Source organism: Pseudomonas sp. RC10-4-2 (assembly GCF_050433085.1).
Lineage (GTDB): Bacteria > Pseudomonadota > Gammaproteobacteria > Pseudomonadales > Pseudomonadaceae > Pseudomonas > Pseudomonas aeruginosa.
Map to the genome: position 1 here is coordinate 342,656 of NZ_JBNPXX010000005.1, position 15,536 is coordinate 358,191.

The 15,536-nt window shown below is 64.5% G+C and carries 11 protein-coding genes; 7 read left to right on the top strand and 4 right to left on the bottom strand.

The features are described 5' to 3' along the window. Window positions 1–12: 12 nt before the first annotated feature. Complete coding sequence (pabB, locus tag FHW81_RS22965; RefSeq protein WP_023090626.1) at window positions 13–1,374, bottom strand: aminodeoxychorismate synthase component I; 1,362 nt, start codon at window positions 1,372–1,374, stop codon at window positions 13–15. A 164-nt stretch (window positions 1,375–1,538) separates the two neighbouring features. Between pabB and FHW81_RS22970 the strand changes: the two genes are divergently transcribed. The 7 genes from FHW81_RS22970 (at window position 1,539) to FHW81_RS23000 (ending at window position 12,364) form a co-directional block, all read left to right on the top strand. Next, a complete protein-coding gene (locus tag FHW81_RS22970; RefSeq protein ID WP_031771983.1) occupies window positions 1,539–4,244 on the top strand; it encodes a LuxR C-terminal-related transcriptional regulator in 2,706 nt (901 codons plus the stop codon). A 2-nt stretch (window positions 4,245–4,246) separates the two neighbouring features. Further along, window positions 4,247–6,970: a LuxR C-terminal-related transcriptional regulator gene (locus FHW81_RS22975; RefSeq protein ID WP_003087788.1), complete on the top strand. Its 2,724-nt coding sequence runs from the start codon at window positions 4,247–4,249 to the stop codon at window positions 6,968–6,970. A 231-nt stretch (window positions 6,971–7,201) separates the two neighbouring features. Next, window positions 7,202–7,639, top strand: coding sequence for a DUF6160 family protein (locus FHW81_RS22980; RefSeq protein WP_003098074.1), 438 nt, complete (start codon window positions 7,202–7,204; stop codon window positions 7,637–7,639). 78 nt (window positions 7,640–7,717) lie between these two features. Beyond that, the gene (locus FHW81_RS22985; protein ID WP_003098072.1) at window positions 7,718–8,479 is read left to right on the top strand and encodes a C39 family peptidase; all 762 of its coding nucleotides are present in this window, start codon (window positions 7,718–7,720) and stop codon (window positions 8,477–8,479) included. Window positions 8,480–8,519: 40 nt separating this feature from the next. Further along, window positions 8,520–9,545: a transporter gene (locus tag FHW81_RS22990; RefSeq protein WP_003120313.1), complete on the top strand. Its 1,026-nt coding sequence runs from the start codon at window positions 8,520–8,522 to the stop codon at window positions 9,543–9,545. A gap of 19 nt (window positions 9,546–9,564) precedes the next feature. After that, window positions 9,565–11,163, top strand: coding sequence for an outer membrane protein transport protein (locus tag FHW81_RS22995; protein ID WP_023090624.1), 1,599 nt, complete (start codon window positions 9,565–9,567; stop codon window positions 11,161–11,163). Window positions 11,164–11,176: 13 nt separating this feature from the next. After that, window positions 11,177–12,364, top strand: coding sequence for a MalM family protein (locus FHW81_RS23000; protein WP_003450056.1), 1,188 nt, complete (start codon window positions 11,177–11,179; stop codon window positions 12,362–12,364). Window positions 12,365–12,420: 56 nt separating this feature from the next. Here FHW81_RS23000 and FHW81_RS23005 read toward each other — a convergent pair whose 3' ends face one another. The 3 genes from FHW81_RS23005 to FHW81_RS23015 are packed head-to-tail and all read right to left on the bottom strand — an operon-like array spanning window position 12,421 to window position 15,479. Continuing rightward, on the bottom strand, window positions 12,421–13,404 hold the full coding sequence (locus FHW81_RS23005) for an alpha-L-glutamate ligase-like protein (RefSeq protein ID WP_003087807.1): 984 nt from the start codon (window positions 13,402–13,404) through the stop codon (window positions 12,421–12,423). Window positions 13,405–13,407: 3 nt separating this feature from the next. Beyond that, entirely contained in the window at window positions 13,408–14,934 is a 1,527-nt protein-coding gene (locus FHW81_RS23010; RefSeq protein ID WP_003087809.1) for an inactive transglutaminase family protein, read from the bottom strand. A gap of 5 nt (window positions 14,935–14,939) precedes the next feature. Further along, the gene (locus tag FHW81_RS23015) at window positions 14,940–15,479 is read right to left on the bottom strand and encodes an ATP-dependent zinc protease (protein WP_003087811.1); all 540 of its coding nucleotides are present in this window, start codon (window positions 15,477–15,479) and stop codon (window positions 14,940–14,942) included. Window positions 15,480–15,536: the final 57 nt, after the last annotated feature.

Sequence of the window (15,536 nt, forward strand, 5' to 3'; positions counted from 1 at the left end):
GCGGGCTCTTTTCTATTCCGGGGACGCTGTCCCGGCCATTCCTTCCAGGGTTTCCAGCAGCACCCGGACCTTGTCCAGGGTTTCCTGGTACTCGTCCTCCCAGTGCGAGTCGGCGACGATGCCGCCGCCGCCCCAGCAACTGACCTGGCCGTCCCTGACCAGCAGGGTGCGGATGGCGATCGAGCTGTCCATCTCGCCGCGCACGTCGAGGTAGAACAGGCTGCCGCAGTAGATGCCGCGTCGGCTCGGTTCCAGCTCGTCGATGATCTGCATGGCGCGAATCTTCGGCGCGCCGGTGATCGAGCCGCCGGGGAAGCTGCCTTCCAGCAGGTCGAGGGCGTCCTTGCCCGGCGCCAGTTCGCCGGTGACGCTGCTCACCAGGTGATGCACGTTGGGATAGCTTTCCAGGGCAAACAGCTCCGGTACTCGTACGCTGCCAGGTTGGCAACTGCGTCCGATGTCGTTGCGCAGCAGGTCGACGATCATCAGGTTTTCCGCGCGGTCCTTGGGGCTGGCCAGCAGCGACGCCGCCAGCGCCATGTCCTCCTCGGGCGTCTTGCCGCGCGGGCGGGTGCCCTTGATCGGCCGGGTTTCCACCTTGCCCTTGCCGAGCTTGAGGAAGCGCTCCGGCGACAGGCTGAGGATCGCGCCGTCGGCCAGTCGCAGGTAGCCGGAGAACGGCGTCGGGCAGGCCTCGCGCAGGGTGCGATAGGCCGGCCACGGCGAGCCGCTGCAAGCGGCCTGGAAGCGCTGGCTATAGTTCACCTGGTAGCAGTCGCCTGCCTGGATGTAGTCCTGGATGCGGCGGATCGCCTGCCGATAGTCGGATGCGCTGATGCTCCGTCGGAATTTTCCCAGAAGCTTGAAGTTGCCGGCCGTGCCTTGCGCTTCCTCGCTGAACAGGGCGATCAGGCGCTGGCGTTCGCGCTCGTCCAATCGCGGGTGGAATACCAGTTGGCTGGTGCCGGCCTGGTGGTCGCTGATCAGCGCCCAGGCATACAGGCCGACGGAGGCCAGCGGCAGGCCCAGGTCATCGCGGGCGTGTTCGCCGATGCGCTCGATGCGCCGACCCAGGTCGTAGGATAAATAGCCCAGCAGACCGCCGGCGAAGGGCAGTTCGTACGGCGCTGGCAGCTGCGCGGGGCCCAGGCTTCCGGCCGCTTCGCGTAGGCGGGCGAAGAAGCGGTTGGCCGATTCGTCGGGCAGCGGCGCCAGTTCTGCCAATGGCCAGGCGCTCATAAGGTCATAGCGTCCACGGGTAGCGATGGGGCGACCCGAATCGAGCATCACCGCACCGGGCGCCTCATGGATGATGGCAAAGAGACAGCTTGGGTCGCTATGGTAGGGCAGGGGGTGAACATGACAACTGGGCATGGAAAGTGGGGGTAGTGGGACAGTCAGGAATTCTAGTTCGCCGGAATCGTCGATCCTAGAGCCATTTCTTCAGTTTACGTAAGAAGGGTGATCTGCTAATTATGGAAATATCCCACGGAGATTTGGCTCCGTACCACAATGATAATGACACAGGGATACAGGCCGTGGATGCAGTACAGGATCCAGCAGCCGGCAGCCTTTCGCGCTCCAGAATAGTGCCGCCTCAGGTGCCAGCCGAATATTCTCTTCGCCCCGCGATCCGCAACCTGCTGGATCGCAATCCCCATTCACGCGTTCTGATGTTTTCCGCACCTGCCGGCTTCGGCAAGACCTGCGCGCTCGCCGCCCTGGCCAGGGAGCGCACTGTAGCAGACCAGGCGGTGGCCTGGCTCTCGCTTGCCGAAGAAGACGACGACCCCGCCCGTTTCTGCCGGCAGCTGATCGAGGCGCTGGGCGAAGCCGTGCCGCAGCTTGGCGACGACGCCCAGACCTACCTGCAGAACACCATGCGGGTCCCGGTGGTGGCGGTGATCGAAAGCCTGCTCGGCGATCTCGATCGCTATGCGCGGCCGTTGCTGCTGGTGCTCGACGACCTGCACCTGGTTAGCAACCCGGACATCTTCACCGGCCTCAACCGCCTGGTGCAGTACGCGCCGCCCAGGCTGGTCCTGGCCCTGGGCACGCGTTCGCAGCCGGCGCTGAGCCTGGCTACCTGGCGGGCCAAGGGGCTGTTGCTGGAAATCGGCCTCGAGGAGCTGCGCCTCGGCTTCGAGGAAACCCGCGAATACCTCGAGCGCAGCGGTCTCTATCTGGACGAGCCCTGCCTGAAGGCGCTCTATAGCCAGACCGAAGGCTGGGTGGTGGGCGTGCATCTCGTCAGCCTGTGGCTGCGCCAGCAACCGCAGGTGCAGGAAATGGCCCTGCTCGACGGCGACAAGCAGGCGGTCAGCGCCTATCTGCTGGCGGCGGTCTTCGAACGCTTGCCTGGCGACCTGCAGGAAGCGCTGCTGGCCCTTGGCGTTGCCAGCCAATTGAGCGGCGACCTGGCCAACGCCCTGACCGGGCGCCAGGACGGCCAGGCGCTGCTGGAGCGCCTGGAGTCCATGCAATTGTTCCTCCTGCCGCTGGATCGCGAACGCCAGTGGTATCGCTTCCACCTGCTGTTCGCCGATTTCCTCCGCAACCGCCTGCGCGACTCCGATCCGGACCGTTTCAAGCAACTGCATTTCAACGCCAGCCTGTGGTTCACCAACCACCACATGCCGACGTTCGCCATCGAGCATGCCTGTGCGGCGGAAGACCCGGAGATGATCGCCGCGCTGGTCGACGGATGCGGACTGGAGCTGATCAACCGCGGCCAGCTCAGCCTGATCTACCGTTGGCGCAAGCATGTGCCGGACGAAATCGCCGAGCGCTATCCGATCCTGGTCCTTACCGATGTCTGGTCGCGGGCCAGCGACCTCAGCCTGGGCGAGGCCAACCGGATCATCGACGAACTGCTGGCGCGCTGGGGGGAGAGCCGCGGCGACGGGCCGATGGGCGACCAGTACCTCTCCGCGCTGGCGGTGAAGGCGGTGGTGGCGTTGCAGAAGGACGATCTGGAACTGTGCATCGCCCTGGCTCGCCGGGTCGAAGTCCAGCTCGGGCAGAACGCTGCCTTCCTCGAAGTGGCGGTGTTGATCACTGCCGCGCTGGCCCAGGTGGTCCGTGGCCAGGGCGACCAGGCGCGGCGCCTGCTGGGGCTGGCGCAGCAGCGCAATCATTTCCTCGAAGGGCGCTACCTGGACATGCAACTGGCCAACGTCGAGGTGATCCTCGCACTCGAGCAGGGCCAGGTGAAACAGGCGCAACTGCTCATCGAGCGGCTCCGCCAGCGCGCCCGGCCGCTGTTCGAGAAGTCCAGGAGCGCGCTGGCGCTGCCGACCATCACCGAGGCCCTGACCGCCTACTACAGGATCGAGCTGGACGGGCTGGAAGAGCGCCTGGGCTGGGCGCTCGGGCATGTGGATGTGATCAATCCGATCGATTTCTATGCCCAGGGACAGATCTGCCTGGCGCGCACCCAGCGCCTGCTGGGACGGCCGAAGGAGGCGCTGGCCAGCCTGGCGGCGATGCAGGCCCTGGCCTCGCGCAATCAGTCGTGGCGCTTCTTCGCCCAGGCCATGGCCGAAGAGATCAACCTGATCCTCCAGGACAGCGGCCCCGACCGCCTGAAGCGCGCCGAGCAGCGGTTGAAGAGCGTGGACTGGAACAAGATGGCGGCACACTACCGCAACATGGCCTTCAACCCGGTCAACTGGTCGCTGGGTGTGAGCCGCGTGCGCCTGTTGCAGGGGCGAGGACATTTCAGCGAGGCGCTGCACGAGATCACTCAGTTGCGCGGCACCTTGCAGCCCGGCTGGCACGGCCTGCAGCGCCTGCGCCTGGATATCCTGGCGGCGCTCAGCTATCAGCGCCTGGGCTACCAGGAACGGGCCAACAGCCTGCTCGGCGAATGCCTGATCAATGCCGAACGGGAAGGGGTGCGCAGCCTCTTCATCGAGGAAGGCGACGGCATTCGCCAGTTGCTCCAGCAACTCGAATCCACCGAGCGCCAGCCGGCGCTACAGACCTTCATTCGCGGCCTGCTCGGCATCTGGCCCGGGCAGGGCGTGCGCAAGCCCCAGGATGCGCTCGAGGAAGGCCTGACGGAGCGCGAGCGCGAAGTGGTCTGCCTGGCCGCACAGGGCCTATCCAACGAAGAAATCGGCCAGCGCCTGTCGCTGGCCCTGGGGACCGTCAAATGGCATCTGCACAACATCTACGAAAAGCTCAAGGTGCGCAATCGCACCCAGGCGATCCGGCGAGCCCGCGAGCTGAGCCTGCTCTGACCATGGGCCATCGCGACGGTGTTCCCGCCAGCACCATTCCGCTGTTGCAGACCAAGCTGTTCCCGCCAGGCGCCGGAGGGCTGCCGCTGCTGCCCCGCCAGGCGCTGATCGACCGCCTGTACGAGGCCCGCGGGCGACGCGCGATGGTGCTCAGCGCGCCGGCCGGCTTCGGCAAGAGCACCATCCTCTGCCAGTTGCGCCTGCGCCTGCTGGAGCAGGGCGCGGCGGTGGCATGGCTGTCCTGCGACGAGACCGACAGCGAACCGCAGCGTCTGATCCAGTACCTGCTGGCGAGCATCCAGCGAGTGGTCCCGGCATTCGGCGGCAATACCGCCAATCTGCTCGGCACCGACGTCGCGGTGCCGCTGGAGGGTATCCTGGATGCCTTCCTCGCCGACCTGCGTCGCCTGGAAGGCCCCTTGTACCTGTTCCTCGACGATTTCCACCGCATCCGCCACGCCGCCTTGCCGCATGGGGTTCGCTACCTGATCGAGAACCTGCCCGATCACGTGCGGGTGGTGGCCTCGACCCGCTTCCGCCCGCGCTTCCTGGTCGACGAGCCGACCCTCAAGCCCTGGACCTTCTGCCTGAGCGCGGAAGACCTGCGGCTATCGCGCGAGGAGAGCGATGCGTTTCTCCTCGACCTCAAGGGGCTGGAGCTGGGCGAGCGCGAGCTGAAGCTGCTGTTCAAGCGCACCGAAGGCTGGATCACGGCGTTGCACCTGGCGGCCCTGGCCCTCAGTCGCAATACCGACCGGGAAGGTTTCCTCCGCGGGCTCTCCGGGACCGAACGGAACATCGCCGACTACCTGGCGGAAGACGTGCTGGCCAGCCTGCCCGCCGACCTGCAGCTGTTCCTCGACCAGACCTCGGTGCTCGATGAGTTCAATGCGGAACTGTGCAATGCGCTGACCGGGCGTCGCGACGGCCTGGACATGCTCATGCGCCTGCAGAACGAGCAGTTGTTCGTCATCGCCCTGGACGACCAGCGCGAATGGTTCCGCTACCACCATCTGTTCGCCGAGTTCCTCCAGGGGCGGCTGTCCCGGCATGCCGATCCGACCCCGTTGCTGCATGCGGCGGCGCGCTGGTGCGAGGGGCGCGACCTGGCCGACCGGGCGATCAAGTACGCCCTTCGCGCCCGCGACTACCTGTTCGCCGCCGAGTTGCTGGAGCGCCAGGGTGCGCGCCTGATCGCCGGTAACCGGGTGTACGGCATCCTCGGCATGCTCAACGGCATTCCCGCCGAGGTGATCCGCGAGCATCCGGTGTTCCAGATCTTCTACGCCTGGCAACTGGCGTTCGAGCAACGCTTCGCCGAGGCCGAGGCGTTGATCGAGGAGGTCAGCCACCGTCTCTTGCAGGGGCGCGGCAAGGTCATGCACTTCGGGCTCGGCGAGTTGCTCGCCGCCGCCCAGGTGCTCAAGGCCCTGGTGTTGCTCTACCAGGACAAGCTCGAAGCCTGCCTGAAGGTCGCCCGTCACTGGCTGTCCATGGTCCCGAGCAACCAGCCGGTGTTCCGCGCCAGCCTGCTCTGCGTGCAGGCTTCGGCGCATGCGCTGCTCGGCGACTACGCCGAGGCCGCCGGCGCCATCGGTTCCGCGCGGGAGGACCTGAAAGTCGCCGACAGCGAGTACCTGCAGGTGGTGACCAGCCTGATCGAATCCCTGATCTGCAAGGAGAGTGGCGACCTGGAGCGGGGCAGGGCGATCGCCGAGTCGGCGCGCAACCGGGTCGAGCAGGTATTCGGCCGGCGCAGCCGGGTCGGCGGACCCTTGTCGCTGGCCTATGCCGACCTGCTCTACGAGCAGGACCGGCATGCCGGCGTGCTCGCCGAACTACCGCTGGCGACGGTCTGGCGGGATGTCGCGACGCCGGTGGAACTGCTCAGTCGCGGCCAGTTGGTCATGGCCAAGGCGCGCTTCTTCTCCGGCGCCGCCGAGCAGGGGCTGGCGCAACTCGACGAATGGCTGAGCGGTCTGCTCTCGCCCGGCTACGAGCGTGTCTATGCTCACGCCATGAGCTGCAAGGTGCAGTTCCTGCTGTGGCTGCGCCGTCCGAACGAGGCTGAACGGGTCTGCCTGCAACTGGAGCGGCATCTTGCCGGGCTCTCCGGCGAGCGGCATGCCGACGCACAGACCGCCCTGGTCCTGGCGGAGGCTCGGCTGGCATTGTCCGAGCGTCACGCGGAACGCGCGCAGAGCAAGCTGGAAAGCTGTCTGGCCGGCTACTCTTCCGCTTACCAGAGGGATCGGCGGCTGCGTTTGTCCTTGTTACTTTCTGTGGCGTATTGGCAGAAAGGTAACAGCGAAAAAGCCATCGGCCTGTTCCTCGCCACGCTCGAGGAAGCCTGGAATCTCGGCTACCGCCGGCTGTTCCAGGACGACGCGTTGTGGCTGTTGCCGATGTGGGAAAGCTGGAGGGAAGCGGAGCCCAAGCGTGCCGCGGCCTGGCAGGGGCTGGCCGACCTGCTCCGCGAGCAGTGCCGGAAGCTCTCCGTGGACCCGGAAAGTTTCGATGAAAATCAGGATGTTAGCCATCGCGAACGGGAAATCCTGCGGCTGGTGGCGGCGGGCTTGTCGAACCGCGATATCGCGCAGGCGGTGCACCTGTCGGAAGCCACCATCAAGTGGCACCTGCACAACCTGTTCGCCAAGCTGGGTGTGAAGAGCAGAACGCAAGCCGTACTAAAGGGTAAAAGCCTGGGACTGCTGAGCGAGGCGTGAGCGGCAGCCGCCATCGCTCCATCCCTTGGATGGGCTGGCGGCGGAAGGGGTGGCCCAGTAGCTTGGAATCCAGGACGAGAGAGCATGAGGCTCTACCGAATCCATGTCCGGGACACCTAGGGAAGCAGTACCGGACCTGGAGACCGGCGAGATGCCGGTCGATCTGCCGGGGACAGGATGCAAACGGCAGTGCCCTGGGGCAAACCACACCTGAACACTGGAGAAATAACAATGAAAAAGCACCTGTTCCTTGCAACTGCTGTTCTGGCTGCTCCCTTGCTGGCGCATGCCGACCTGAAAGCCATGGACGATGGCGCGCTGTCCGACGTGACCGGCCAGGCAGGCATCAGCATTTCCGGTACTTTCCAGGGCTCCGTCGGGGCCGTGACCTACACCGATACCGACACCAACGGCGGCTCCCTGCGGCTGGAGAACATCAGCCTGCCGGCGCTGACCATCGACGATACCAAGCCGCTGACCATCGACGTCGTCACCACCGATATCGGCGGCAAGTCGACCCAGCAACTGGCCATCGGCCTGCCGGCCATCACCGGCGACGTGACCGTTGGCGCCATCAAGGTGGGCGACACCAGCGCCGCCAGCATCGGCTCGCTGACCGTCTCCGGGCTGAACATGGCCGGTTCCACCATCAAGGTCTGGGGTCACTGATCCAGGAACCGAGTCGAGACGCGAAGACCTCGCCGAGGCATCGGCGGGGTCTTTCTCCGAAAGAGGTACGACGGGGCGATGTTCGAGATTTTGCTGGGAAGTCTGATCGGGCTGTTCGGGTTCACCCAGACGGTCGATACCAAGCCGCAACCGCAGGGCACGGTCAACCTCAGCCAGCCTCTGACCCCCAATGGACCCTACCGCGAATCGGTGCAGCTGGAGCCGATGAGCCAGTTGCAGTTCCGCAACGTCATCCGCCAGGCCTATGACTACAGCTGCGGCTCGGCGGCGCTTACCACGCTGCTGGACTACTACCTCGGGCGCAACCTCGAGGAACGCCAGGTCATGGAAGGGCTGCTGCGCTATGGCGAGGCCGATAAGATCGTGCAGCGCCGCGGTTTCTCGCTGCTCGACATGAAGCGCTACGCCGCTGCGCTGGGCTACAAGAGCGGTGGTTTTCGCGCCGAGTTCAGCGACCTGGACGCTCTCGAGCATCCGGCGCTGGTCCCCATCCACTATGCCGGCTTCAAGCATTTCGTGGTGGTGCGCGATGTCTACAACGATCACGTCTTCGTCGCCGATCCGGCCTTGGGCAACATCAGCTTCACCCGGACGCGCTTCGAGGAAATCTGGGACCAGAACGTCCTGTTCGTGATCTTCCCGAGTGGGCAGGAGCCCCGCAACGCGCTGGCGCTGAACGATCGCGACATGCGCCTGGTGGACGACCGCACCGTCAGCCTGCTGGCGTTCCGCGAGTTTCCGCAGATCAACAAGATCACTGAAAACCAGGTCCGTGAGCTGGGCACTGGTGGCGACGTCATACACCTGCGCACCAAGTAGCAGATACCCAAAAACAAGAACAATCTCTGGGGATAGCGCCATGAGAATCAGGGGGTACACATGCGCGGCGGCGCTGATGCTGTCTATCAGCGGTTTGTCCGTTGCCGAGGAAGCCTCGGTCGACCAGGCCCGTGACGCGCTGGCCAAGAAGAATGACGATGCCGACAGCGCCAAGGCGCTGGAGGAAGTCTTCCAGGCCGCCGAGAAGAGCTACACCTTGCTGAAGAAGGGCGAGCGGACCCTGACCTACGGTTTCGACTACGCGCTGGTGCGCGACCAGCGGCTGACCCTGGTGCCGCTGACCAAGACCAGCGGCGGCACGCAGATCTACGGCCTCGCCGGCCGGCAGAGCCAGTCCCAGCACACCTTCACCAACTCCTTCACCTTCGACTACGGGATCTGGGACAACCTCACCTTCAGTTTCCGCCTGCCGCTGGTAGCCAAGTACGACACCGAGATGGATACCCACGCCTACAGCCTCGGCGACGTTTCCGCGACCTTGCGCTGGCAGCCCTGGGCGGCGGTGCGCGGGCGGCCGGTCACCACGCTGTATACCACCATCGGCCTGCCGACCGGCGACAGTCCCTACAAGACCAACCTGGACAAGGACATCTCCACCGGCAACGGCTACTACAGCCTGGGCTTCGGCGCGAACATGTCCTATGTGATCGACCCGGTGGTCCTCTACGGCTCGCTCGGCTACACCTGGAACCTGCCGGTGGACGACGTGCACCAGACCCTGGCCGACAACTCCCAGCTGGAGAAGGTCTCGCCCGGCAACACGATCAACTTCAACATGGGCATGGCCTACGCGCTGTCCTACGACGTCTCGCTGGCGACCTCGTACCAGATGGCCTACACGCTGAAGAACCGCTACCACACCACTGCCGGTACGTTCGAGTCGTCCGAACAGACCAGTAGCATCATGAACTTCTCGCTCGGCTTGCGGACGTCACCGGACTACATCGTCAACGTCAACGCCGGTTTCGGCCTCACGGAAGACTCGCCGGATGTACTGCTGGGGTTATCCGTACCCCTCGATATCAAAGGGCTGAAGGCCCAGTAACCCGCGAGCGAGGCCTGTTATGAAGATGCGCATTGCGCCGCTCTGGCTGGCGCTGGCAGGGGTGTGCCTGGCCTGGTTTCCGCCGGCCGGCGCGCAGATGGCCAACGACCTGACCATCGGCAACCCGAAAGCCATGGCCCTCGGCAACGCCGTGACCGCCGACGAGACCGGCATCGATTCGGTGCACTACAACCCGGCGGCGCTGACCAAGATAAAGGGCCGCCAGGCGACCGTGAAGCTGCTCACCGGGGTGATGGACATCCGCGCCGGCTTCAAGGCGCCGCCGAACTACGGCGAAGGCACCTTCGGCCTGCGCGACGACCCGGTCGCCAACAGCCACAGCCGGACCCTGACCCCGACCATGTACCTGCCCGGCCTCGGCGGCATGACCGACGTGCCGTTGCTGGTGGCGCCGCTGGCCGGGATCTCGATCAACCCGCCGGGTTCCAAGTTCACCTTCGCCACCAACGTCTACACCCCGCAAGCGCTGGGCTACAGCCGCGATTCCGATAGCGATCCGGCGCGCTACCAGGGACGCGAGGTGTCGTTGCAGCGGCTCACCTACTTCTCGCCGACCCTGGCCTACCAGGTCAACGACGAGCTGTCGGTCGGCCTGTCGGTGGGTTTTTCCCACCAGGCAGTAGCGTTGAACGAGGATTTCCGGGCGCCGAACCAGTTGCTCGGGCTGTTGCAGCAGACCAAGGAGATCGGTTGCCTACCGGGAATGCAGGAGATCCTCGAGGTGTTCTTCAACGTCTGCGGCGGCAACATCGGCCCGTTCCAGAACCTGGCCAATATCGACCTGGACATGCAGCAGTCGCTGTCGCCCAGCTTCAACCTCGGCGTGCTCTGGGAGCCCACCGACTGGTTCGCCTGGGGCGCGACCTACCAGAGCGAGTCGCGGATGAGGCTCAAGGGCAAGTACCGGGTCGACTACGGCCAGGGCTGGCAGGGTTTCTGGACCGGGGTGCACAAGTCGCTCGGTGGTGCGATCCTCGGCCAGATGTTCCCCTACGGGAACGTCGATGAAGAGCATGGCAATGCCACGATGAACATGGTCTATCCGGATGCCTTCTCCACCGGCGTGAAGCTGCGCCCGTTCAAGAAGTGGCAATTCAACTTCGACCTGAAATGGAACGGCTACAGCGACTGGAACGAGTTCAAGATCGAGTTCGACCGCGAGCTCGACCTGCTGCGCATCGCCAAGTACCTCGACTCGAAGGACGCCACCAGCCACAGCATCACCCTCGACCGCGGCTACCGCGATACCTGGAGCTGGGCCATGGGCGTGCAGTACGACGTCAACGACCGTTTGCAGCTGCGCGCCGGCTACGAATACCGGCCTTCGGCGATCCCCAAGGGCCAGGCGGACATCCTGGTGCCGATCGGCGATGCCAATCTCTACGGCCTGGGGCTGGGCTACCAGTGGGACAAGGACACGGTGATCGATGTCGGTTTCAACTACTTCGTCACCAAGCAGAGCGTCAAGGCCGATACCAGCTGCAACCTGAACTGCACCGGGCTCGACAACCTGGTGTACAACCCCTACGCGGGACTGGACGTGGACACCACGGTGAAGGCCTATATTTTCGCCATGACCTACCGTACGACCTTCTGAGGGCTGGAGCATGATGCGCGCATCCATCGTACTTTGCGTCTTCTCCCTGGCGCTGCCGGCATCTTCGCCGGGCTGGGCCTCCGGCGGGCGCTACCTGACCTGGGTGGACGACAATGGCGGGGTGCACAACACCTTCGTCGACGGCCAGTTCGACCGCCAGCAGCGCCAGGCGCGGCAGCGCATCGGCCAGAGCGACCAGGCGCGGGTGCTGAACAAGGCGGACAACGCCACGCAGTGGCCGGGGAACAGCAGCGGAGGGGAGAGCAAGCGTCGCTACTACACCTGGATCGATGCCAACGGCAACGTGCAGAACAGCTTCTATGCCGGCGCCCAGGTCGCCGGCCAGCGCGCCGACTACGTCCTGCCCAACGGCGAGCACTCCGCCGAATACATCGATGCCGAGGCCTTCGAGGGCAAGGGTTTCGTTCGCAGCGAGAACGGCAGTCCCTACTACACCTGGGTGGACGAGAAGGGCCGCATGCACAACTCGCAGATCCCGCCCGAGGAGCGCGCGGCGCGCTTCAAGCGGGAGGCCGCGCCTTCGTCGCAGATCGCCTTCACCGAGGGCCGGCAGATCGAGTTCAAGCAACGTCCGACGGCGTTGCCCGGGCTGGATGGCGCCGGCCAGCAGAGCGATGCGCTGAAGGCTTTGCTCAAGGGCACCGAGATGACCATCGACGATCTCTACCAGGACCTGCAACGGCGCTGCTGCGAGCAGATCGCCGAGAGCGACTTCACCGAACTGGATGCCGACGAACCGCGCTACGAGGAGTTGAACCGCTTCTCGCCGAGCTTCGACTTTCCCATGGGCAGGAGCTTCTACGCGGCGATCCGGCTGCCGCGCTCCCAGGGTGTCTACGGCCTGCGCATCCGCAGTTTCGCCAACCGCCAGGTGGTCTACCCGTCGCTGCTGTTCCTCGACGAGCAGAAGCGTCCGACCCGGCTGGTCAGCGACGCGGTGTACAAGCTGAACCCGGAAACCTGGTATCGCTACGCTTTCATCGAGGGTACGGTGCCGGTGCGAGCCAATCGCGGCGAGCGCTACGTGCTGCTGCTGACCACCGACGAGGACCGCTCGCTGCAAACCCTCGACAACAAGCCGTTCAAGCGTCCGCTACAGGGCCTGGCGGTGAACGAGGCGGGTATGCAGGTGCATGAGCACGCCCGGCAGGGCGGCTTCGAGCTGGCCGTGGTGCGTTGAAATCCGAGACATGAAAAAGCCCGGCCGGAGCCGGGCTTCTTCATACCGGAAGCACGTCAGCCCTGGTGCTGCTGGACGTGGCCGAACAGCTGCTGGGAGAAGCGTACGCGCTCTTCCGCGGACTCTTCGATGCCTTTCGCCTTGAGTTCTTCCAGTCGCGCCTCGACGGCGTGGCAGCGGTGCACCAGGCCGCTGTCGTTGGCGATCTGGATGTTCAGGCCCGGGCGGGCGTTGAGTTCTAGGATCAGCGGGCCTTTCTCCTGGTCGAGAACCATGTCCACGCCGATGTAGCCGAGGCCCGACAACTCGTAGCAACCGGCCGCCAGCTTCATGAAGCCGTCCCAGTTCGGCAGTTGCACACCGTCCACCGCGTTGGTGGTGTCCGGGTGCTTGGCGATCTTGTTGTTCAGCCAGGTGCCGCGCAGGGTGACGCCGGTGGCCAGGTCGACGCCCACGCCGATGGCGCCCTGGTGCAGGTTGGCCTTGCCGCCCGACTGCCGGGTCGGCAGGCGCAGCATGGCCATCACCGGGTAGCCCATCAGCACGATGATGCGGATGTCCGGCACACCTTCGTAGCTGATGCTCTTGAAGATCTGGTCGGGGGTCACCCGGTACTCGATCAGTACGCGGTCGCGATGACCGCCGAGGGAGTAGAGGCCGGAGAGGATGCTCGAGATGTGGTGCTCGATCTCCTCGTGGCTGACGATCTTCCCCGACACGGTCTTGTAGCGGCCCTCGAAGCGGTCGGCGATCACCATGATGCCGTCGCCGCCGGCGCCCTGCGCCGGCTTGATGACGAAATCGTTGTGCTCGCCGATGATCTCGTTGAGCTTGTCGATGCCTTTCTCGGTCTCGATGATGCCGTACATCTCCGGCACGTGGATGCCGGCCTCGAGCGCGCGTTCCTTGGTGATGATCTTGTCGTCCACCACCGGATACAGGTGCCGCTTGTTGTACTTCAGGACGTAATCGGCATTGCGTCGGTTGATGCCCATCACGCCTTTCGCGGTCAGGTCTTTCCAGGTCTTCCAGATCGACATGGTTCAGTCCTTGAGCAGGGCCTTGAAGCGGAACAGCTCGGTCAGGCGGTAGCCGCGGTAGCGGCCCATGGCGAGCATGAAGGCGACCAGGATCAGCAGCACGGCCGGGAAGGTGAAGATGAAGTACACCAGTTCCGGGATGCGCATGAGGATGTGCGCCAGCGATGCCGCGAACAGGGTGCCGATGGCCACCTTCATCGCATGGCCGCCGCCGCGCTCTTCCCAGGTGATCGACAGGCGTTCGATGGTCATGGTCAGGATCACCATCGGGAACAGGGCGATCGACAGGCCGCTCTCGAAGCCGAGCTTGTGGCTGAACAGGCTGATCACCGCGATCATCACCACCACGAAGGTCAGCACCACCGAGAGGCGCGGCAGCATCTGCAGCTTCAGGTGCTCGAGATAGGAGCGCAGCGACAGGCCCAGGGCGGTGATCACGGTGAACAGGGCGATACCCCATTGCAGGCCGGTCTCGCGGAAGGCCAGGGCGATCAGAACCGGGGTGAAGGTGCCAAGGGTCTGCAGGCCGATCAGGTTGCGCAGGATCAGGATCACCAGCACGCCGATCGGGATCATGATCATGATCTGGAAGGTCTGCTGGGTGGACAGCGGCAGGCCGTACAGGGAGTACTCGAGGAAGGCCGCCTCGGTGTTCTCGTCGGACAGCTTGGCCAGGCGGATGGCGTTCATCTCGCTGCTGTTCAGGCTGAAGCTGACCTGGGCCTTCTTGCCGCCGTCGATGGTCATCAGCGGCTCATCGCCAAGCCACCAGATCAGGCGATCGGAGGGCAGGCCCTGTTCGCCGGTGACCACGTTGAAATACAGCCAGTTCTCGCCGTTGAAGCTGCGCAGCCACAGTTCCGGGCTCTGTTGCAGGTCGGCGACCAGGCGGATGGTATGGACCCGCTCCATCGGCACGTGGGCGATGGACAGCAGGGTTTCGACGATATGCGCTTTCTTTTCCAGGCTGGTGTCGCCGGCCATCAGCAGCTTGACGTTGTCGTCGTTGCCGTTGTTGGCGCGCTTGATGGCTTCGCTGACGAAGGTCTCGACGTCGGCCGAGTGCTGGCGAATGGGGGCCAGCAGGGCTTCTGCGGCGATCTTCTCCGGGCCTTCCAGAGGCAGGCTGTCGCGGAAGATCGGACCTTTCTCCTTGGTCTTCTCGCCGGTGTAGCGCTTGGTCAGCACCAGGCGGTAGTACAGGGTCTGCTTGCCGTTGGCGCGGCGGGCGGACCAGGTCACCTTGCGATTGCCGTCGGCGCGATTGATGCTGACGCCGTAATTGTTGGAGACGAAGCTTTCGTTGAGGCTGACGTAGTCCTGGCTCAACGGCGGAACGAACATCTGCACCTTGACCGGGGTTTTCGGCGTGGCGACGAAGTCGACCTTGGCATCGATGTTCCAGAGGTCATCGGTTTCGGCTTCGGTAACGGGAATACCCTGGACGAAAATCTGATAGGCGGTGATCGCCACACCCAGGGTCAGCAGGATGGCGATCAGGACTTTCAGATGCAGGTTGAGAGAGCGCATGTCGTTTACTCAGCAGGTTTTGCATCAGGTTTGCAGCCGGGTTTCCCGGCCGAGTATTTCAAACTCGGATCGACCAGTGCGTCGAATTTCTTCAAGGCCTCCGAGCCGATCAAAAGCGGGTATTGGAATGCACTTCGGTCGGTCAGGTTCACTTCGATGGTGCGAATCGCCTTGCCCATGCAGACCTGCAGCTCGATCACCGGACGGGCGGTATAGGCCTTGCCCTCGTCGGGGTTGAAGTCGCCGTGGCGGCGCTTGATCTTGCTGATCCGCGCCAGGGGCTTCTCGATCGGGGTGTCGTCGGCGTTGTCGGTGGCCAGGTAGAAGCGCACCCAGGTTTCGCCGTCGCGCTTGAAACGCTTGATGTCGCGGGCGCTGAGGGAGGCGGTCTTGGCGCCGGTGTCGAGCTTGGCGGCCAGCTGGATGTCCGGGTCGTTGATGCGCGCGTATTCGTTCAGGCCGTAGACCGTCTTTTCGGCGGCTACGCTCAGGCCTGGTACGGCGATGAATAGGCAGAGCAGGGGAGCTAAGGGCTTGAGTTTCATAAGTCCTGGTTGGTGTCGCGTTCGGCGGGTCGATCTTGCGATCGCTGTCCAGTCCGT

What these genes read in the sequence shown, in the direction of transcription:
- pabB (WP_023090626.1), bottom strand. Translation starts at nt 1,374, where the DNA reads ATGCCCAGTTGTCATGTTCACCCCCTGCCCTACCATAGCGACCCAAGC.
- FHW81_RS22975 (WP_003087788.1), top strand. Translation starts at nt 4,247, where the DNA reads ATGGGCCATCGCGACGGTGTTCCCGCCAGCACCATTCCGCTGTTGCAG.
- FHW81_RS22980 (WP_003098074.1), top strand. Translation starts at nt 7,202, where the DNA reads ATGAAAAAGCACCTGTTCCTTGCAACTGCTGTTCTGGCTGCTCCCTTG.
- FHW81_RS22985 (WP_003098072.1), top strand. Translation starts at nt 7,718, where the DNA reads ATGTTCGAGATTTTGCTGGGAAGTCTGATCGGGCTGTTCGGGTTCACC.
- FHW81_RS22990 (WP_003120313.1), top strand. Translation starts at nt 8,520, where the DNA reads ATGAGAATCAGGGGGTACACATGCGCGGCGGCGCTGATGCTGTCTATC.
- FHW81_RS22995 (WP_023090624.1), top strand. Translation starts at nt 9,565, where the DNA reads ATGAAGATGCGCATTGCGCCGCTCTGGCTGGCGCTGGCAGGGGTGTGC.
- FHW81_RS23000 (WP_003450056.1), top strand. Translation starts at nt 11,177, where the DNA reads ATGCGCGCATCCATCGTACTTTGCGTCTTCTCCCTGGCGCTGCCGGCA.
- FHW81_RS23005 (WP_003087807.1), bottom strand. Translation starts at nt 13,404, where the DNA reads ATGTCGATCTGGAAGACCTGGAAAGACCTGACCGCGAAAGGCGTGATG.
- FHW81_RS23010 (WP_003087809.1), bottom strand. Translation starts at nt 14,934, where the DNA reads ATGCGCTCTCTCAACCTGCATCTGAAAGTCCTGATCGCCATCCTGCTG.
- FHW81_RS23015 (WP_003087811.1), bottom strand. Translation starts at nt 15,479, where the DNA reads ATGAAACTCAAGCCCTTAGCTCCCCTGCTCTGCCTATTCATCGCCGTA.